The 5,499-nt window shown below is 65.5% G+C and carries 7 protein-coding genes and 1 pseudogene; all 8 read right to left on the minus strand.

The window, feature by feature from the left end:
- Positions 1–176: pseudogene (locus A5652_RS29220) on the minus strand (copper resistance protein CopC); the annotation flags it as partial.
- Positions 173–841, minus strand: coding sequence for a YcnI family protein (locus A5652_RS18245; RefSeq protein ID WP_067354483.1), 669 nt, complete (start codon positions 839–841; stop codon positions 173–175). The pseudogene A5652_RS29220 and the gene A5652_RS18245, both read right to left, overlap by 4 nt.
- Before the next feature lie 26 nt (positions 842–867).
- Positions 868–1,524, minus strand: coding sequence for a DUF6474 family protein (locus A5652_RS18250; protein WP_067354487.1), 657 nt, complete (start codon positions 1,522–1,524; stop codon positions 868–870).
- A gap of 131 nt (positions 1,525–1,655) precedes the next feature.
- Positions 1,656–2,054: a secretion protein EspR gene (locus A5652_RS18255; protein ID WP_067354501.1), complete on the minus strand. Its 399-nt coding sequence runs from the start codon at positions 2,052–2,054 to the stop codon at positions 1,656–1,658.
- A 409-nt stretch (positions 2,055–2,463) separates the two neighbouring features.
- Entirely contained in the window at positions 2,464–3,159 is a 696-nt protein-coding gene (locus A5652_RS18260; RefSeq protein ID WP_067354490.1) for a TMEM165/GDT1 family protein, read from the minus strand.
- 246 nt (positions 3,160–3,405) lie between these two features.
- Positions 3,406–3,939, minus strand: a complete 534-nt coding sequence (locus A5652_RS18265) for a peptidase (protein WP_067354493.1) — start codon at positions 3,937–3,939, stop codon at positions 3,406–3,408.
- A 200-nt stretch (positions 3,940–4,139) separates the two neighbouring features.
- A complete protein-coding gene (locus A5652_RS18270; RefSeq protein WP_067354497.1) occupies positions 4,140–4,763 on the minus strand; it encodes a superoxide dismutase in 624 nt (207 codons plus the stop codon).
- Between the two features lie 148 nt (positions 4,764–4,911).
- A complete protein-coding gene (locus A5652_RS28125) occupies positions 4,912–5,067 on the minus strand; it encodes a hypothetical protein (RefSeq protein WP_197514006.1) in 156 nt (51 codons plus the stop codon).
- Between the last annotated feature and the right edge of the window lie 432 nt (positions 5,068–5,499).

The raw sequence follows: 5,499 nt of genomic DNA on the forward strand, positions 1-5,499 counted from the left end.
GTGGTCTGCAGCTGCTCGTTGAAGGTGGCGCTCACCCGCTGCGGACCGGCCGCGAGCGCCGCATCGGGCACGGGATCGGTGGATATGCGGGTGGCGTGTGCCGAAGCGGCCGGCGCGGTCAGCGTGGCGATCACGAACATGAGGCCGACCCACGTGCCAGCCGCCAGGCGCCTCATGCCCGTCGGCGGATCAGTGCGATCGCGACGCCCGCGGCCGCGATCACCAAGGCCGCGCCTCCCAGCAACCGGGCGGTGTTATCGGCCGCACTCGACCGCGCCGCGGCGGGCGCGGGGTTGGGCGATCCATGGTGTTGGTGCGGGCCCGCCGGCGCGGTGGCGAGGCTGAGCGTGGGCACCGGGTGCTCCGGCTCACTCCCGTCGGCCCGCGGCGACTGATCCCAGTTCACGACGGTCCCGTCGGCATAGGTCTGGGCGGCGGGGAAGCTGACCGTATCGGTGTCGGGCAGCTTCACCGACAACCGGAACAGCCCGAATTGATCTGGCCCGATTCCGCCGTTGGGGGCCGCCGTCCACGTCACTGACCGCACGGTGCCGGAGGCGGCGTCTCGGTCGAGCTTGGCCGTCCAGCCGGGCAGGCTTTCAGTGCGGGCCGAGGCGACGTCGGGAAGCGTGATGGTCAGCGCCGTGGTGAGCGCCCCGGTGTTCGATTCGTTGGGCACCTGGAACGTGACGATCGCCATGGCCCCGCGTACCGCAGTGTCGCTGCTGGCGTGCACGTGTGCCCAGGCGGCGGGGGTTTGGACCGTCGCTGTGAAATAGAGGGCGACGGCCGCGGAGACCGCGATCAGGCTGCGGGAGATCCACCTGCTGCGAATCGACATGCGGGGCGCTTGTTCCGTGCGCGCGGTCAGCTCAGCCCGAGGCGGGCCATCAGGTCCGCCTCGATCCCGTCGAGCTGCGATGAGATGGCGGCGTGGGCCGCCCTGCGTCGCGCTGCAGGCATGTTCTCCGCGGCGGTGGTCGCCGCCGACAGGTCGGTGAGCCGCTCGGCGATCGCGGACACGAACTGCTTGGTCTCGGCATCCTTGGGCCTCTTGTCCTGCACCATCCGCAGGGACTTTTCCGCCCCCGCGATGCGGGCCGACAGCTGGGCGCCGTGACCGGAGAACTGGCCGATCTGGGCCAACGGAATGCCGAGCTGATCCGCGCGGCGCTGATCGATCTGCGCGCGGACCGCGACGGCCGCACGGTAGATCAAGGGGGTGAGGATCGGTGCGAGCAGCCGAGACACCGTCAGCACCCGGCGGATTCGGGTCGGTGCGAAGATCTTGCCCTCCCGCACGGCTTTGAGTTCTGCCTCAGCGACTTTCAGTGCATTGCGATCGCTGTCTCGTTGCGCCTTGATCTGCGCGCGCAATGCCTTGGCTTCGGCCCGTTGAGCGGATTTGACGCGGCGAACCTCGTTTTTTGCGGCCAGCTTGGCCTCGAGCTTCGCGCGGGCCTTGATCGCGCGGACTTCAGCGCGACGCGTCGCGCGACTCTTTCGCTTGCGGAACAGGCCCATTCCCGGCCGCCTCCCGGTCATCTCGTGGATTAGCTCTCGCGGTTGCGCGATCCGCTGAGCCAACCCTAATCGGAATGGGCTGGCGGTAGCCCGCCAGGGCGGGCCCTACGCCCGGTGGCCAGACGTGGACGTCAGGCGTCTAGGTGCTCGGCCTGGCGCAACTGGTTGACCCGCTCCATGACCTCACGCTGCGCCTCGGGGGAGAGCTCGGCCGTGCGCACCGCGATGCGGCGCACACTGTCGTCGCGCGTCGTGGCCAACCACGACAACTCTCGGTCGAGCTTCTCGTAGTACTCGTCGTCGGTGAAGTAGGCCGACTTGATCCGGAAGAAGTTGGCCAGAGCGGCCATGGTCGCCGTCGACGGGTTGGTGCGGTTACCGGAACGCAGCTGGGAGAGGTAGGGAGCCGACATCGTGACGCCCTCCGCCTTGAGCGCCGCGATCACTTCCGCGGACGTGTGCGGCCCGCGTCCCGGCGGATACACCGTGTCGAACAGGCGGTTCAGGCGAGCAGCGAACGTCGTGCTCATCGATATGACCTCCACTTGGCTGTAGAAGTGAACTATTACCTAGGTGTATTTGCTGATCATGGTAGCGAGGCTTGGTAACCGTATCCAGGTGCAAACCCCGAGGGAACGCCAACCGGCATAGCTGGCGCCTACCAACTCCTCACTTGACGAGCGTCTAACTGATTCGCTGGGGTGTCCACTAAATCAGTGGAACTCACAGGTTATCCGCAGAATTCGCGGTTCGTTCCGAAGTGGCGGGCGAATGGCCTGCTGACGGGTGCGATAATATGTCGCGGCGTGCTGGGCGATCGCACCGCAACGGATCAGCAACCTGGGGTGATTCAGCACGCCCTTTGCTACCGAGTGCGAAGCGCGGCCCCCGCTGACGGCGAAACGGCATCCGGACGTCGGTGGGCGAGGCATCGTTAACTTAGCCGGTACGCGCCCGTCCCGCCCCGATTGCCGCAACGGTTCGGCGGCGCCGCACCGTCTGCGCGACCGTGGATACGGCGGCGACGATCGCCACGCCGATGGTCGCGGCGACGGCCACCCAGCGCCAACCCAGAGCGCTGTCGAACAGCATCCACAGCCCGAAAGCGAGGAACAGCAGGCTGGCGACCACGTGCAGCAGTTTCTCCGGAAGGCGCCGATGCAACAGCCGCCCCGCGGCGATGGCCAAGCCGTCGGCCAGCACCATGCCCACCGTCGAGCCGATCCACACGCCGATCCAGTCGTGATCGCTGGCCAGTGTCACCGTCGCCAACGCGGTCTTGTCGCTCACCTCCGCGAGAGCGAACGAAGACACCACGGTCAGGAACGCGAATCGCGGTTCGCGCGGCTGCGACACCGCCTCGTCGGCCTCCGCGCCCTCACGCCAAGCCCATACTGCGAACGCGAGGAACGCGAATGCCGACGCGAACCCCAGCGGCCGCGCCGGCAGTGCCGCGCCCAGGAAGTGTCCGACGGTCACCGACACCCCGTGCACTGTGAACGCGGCGACCGCCACCCCGCTCAGCACCACCCACCACCGGTAGCGCAGGGCGTAGGTCATGGTGATCAGCTGGGACCTGTCGCCGAGTTCGGCGACGAACACCACTCCCAGCGTCAACAGTGTGGCGGCGAGCATCTCGGACGACCTTTCGACACATCGTCGACGACAAGTCGCCGAACGCCGGTCGAAGGTCTCGCCCACCGGGTGAACCGGTTCGCCGGCCGGGCTGTGCGCCAGTATGTCGACTCGACGATTGGGGGCTACTCCCCTTCGCTAACGGTCCCAGGCTAATGGGCCAATTCGGCGTCCGCCAGCAAGGCAGCGGAGTTCGGTCAGCCGTATTTCTGGCATTCGAGACCCGAACTGTTGTCGGGACTTTCGTTATGCGGCGAGCAGCATTGCCAGGATTGCCGTATCGGGGTGGGTGATCGGGTCGACGCCAACCCGGCTGACCATCGAGGTGATGGTGCCGTCGGCCTCCGCCTCCACCCATGCCGCCCGATGCTCCAGTCCCAGATATGGCAATCCGGGCAGCAATACGCATCCCGAGGCAGCCCCGGTGCATTCGGGCAGTGACGGTGTCGTCTCCGAGGGCGGGTGCAACATGAGCAGGGCCGGGGGCTGATGATCCGCGAAATAGCCTGGCTGGATGGCGGATTCACCGAATACGGTGCCCTCAGCCAGGACCAGGCCCACAGTGCCGGGCTCGGGCTCGTCCGGCAATTCCTCGCGGGCTCCGAAGACCGTTGTGGTGGAGAGCAATCCGGGCAAAGACGCGATCCTGACCGCGACCATGAGCAGCTGCGCCCATTCTTTGGTCGAGTCAGGCCAGCGCCCGGAGATCACGAACCCTTTCAGGGCCCCACGAGAATGGAACGGGGAAACCCCGATAGGCCCGTCCGACCCAGTTTCCATCTCGACCTCCGCGCGACGCCTCCGCTTGGAATAACCACACTGGTAAGCCCGAATAATTAAGCATGCCTGCGGTTTAGGCGCGGTGCAACACGACACGGTCAGTGGCGCATACCCACGCTTTCGTGCGGTCGATCAATTGGTCAGAAAAACGACTGGGGCGCCGCGCAACCGCGCGACGCCCCCGCCGATCGAAATGAAAGTCAGCCGAAAATCAGGCCCTGCGTTTGCGACGTCGCGGCCGCGTACCGCTTCTGCACGTCCGCCCAATTGACGACGTTCCAGAATGCCTTCACGTAATCCGCCTTGACGTTCTTGTACTGCAGGTAGAAGGCGTGCTCCCACATGTCGACCTGCAGCAAGGGGATGATGCCGAGCGGAACGTTGGACTGCTGGTCGTACAGCTGGAAGGTCAGTAGCCGGCCACCGAGGGTGTCGTAACCCAGGACCGCCCAACCCGACCCCTGCAATCCGTTGGCTGCAGCGCTGAACTGCGCGCGGAATCGGTCGAAGGATCCGAACGCGTCGTCGATCGCGGCGGCCAGTTCGCCGGTCGGCTTGTCGCCACCGTCCGGTGACAGGTTCTTCCACCAGATCGAGTGGTTGACGTGACCGCCCAAGTGAAAGGCGAGGTTCTTTTCGTTCAGGAAGATCGCAGCATGGTCCTCGTTGGCGCGGGCCTCTTCGAGCTTGGACAGAGCGTCGTTCACGCCTTTGACGTACGTGGCGTGGTGCTTACTGTGGTGGATCTCGTTGATCTGCCCCGAGATGTGCGGTTCCAACGCTGCGTAGTCCCAGTCCAAGTCGGGCAGGGTGTATTCAGCCACGGCGTTCCTTTCTTCGGTTATCGTCTTGACGCTCAGTCGCGCGGGACCGCCTCACGACGGCCGGCCGTTATCAACCCTGCTCCATGACCGCGCGCTCCGCAAGGACGACGCTTGTGAGCCGGAACGCGGGTACCCGCTCAGCGGCAATTCAAGACAAGACGATGATCACGAGCACTGCGAGCAACGCCAGAGCTATCAACCCGGCGCGCAATGCGGCGATGCTGTAGTTGTGATTCCACGCCGCCGAACCGCAGTACGACTTCGACGGGTCCGGTGAACCCGGACCGAACGAATGCGTGGTCATCACTCGCCTTCCACCCCGGTCACCTCGCCTCAGTGAGGTGAGTCACAAATACATAGCGCGAACGCGATCATAGCGCTTCGTGGTTAGCTTGAGAAATGATGCGCTGAGCTGTGGGTTGGCGATAACCGCAGGGCACATGGGGAAGATGAACGTTCGGCTGGTACGGCCGTGCCATTGCTTAGCAAGGCAATTTATTTCGCTCAGCGACCAATCCGCGGGCCGGCTCGGCGTGGATACAAACCCGTGGCGTTATCCACAGAGACACCGCAGTCTGCCACCAGAGGCTGTAGCGATGCTTTCTGTACCCACCCGAGGGGTGTGGATAAACCTGTGGAAACTGTGGATAGTCTTTGACGGCCCGGTCGGTTGCCGGGCCGCCCGAGCGCGGGCCCCCACCCGGCCCTCGGCCGGTGTTCCTTGGCCCGCGTCGGG

The organism is Mycobacterium sp. 1165178.9, from assembly GCF_001673555.1.
GTDB lineage: Bacteria > Actinomycetota > Actinomycetes > Mycobacteriales > Mycobacteriaceae > Mycobacterium.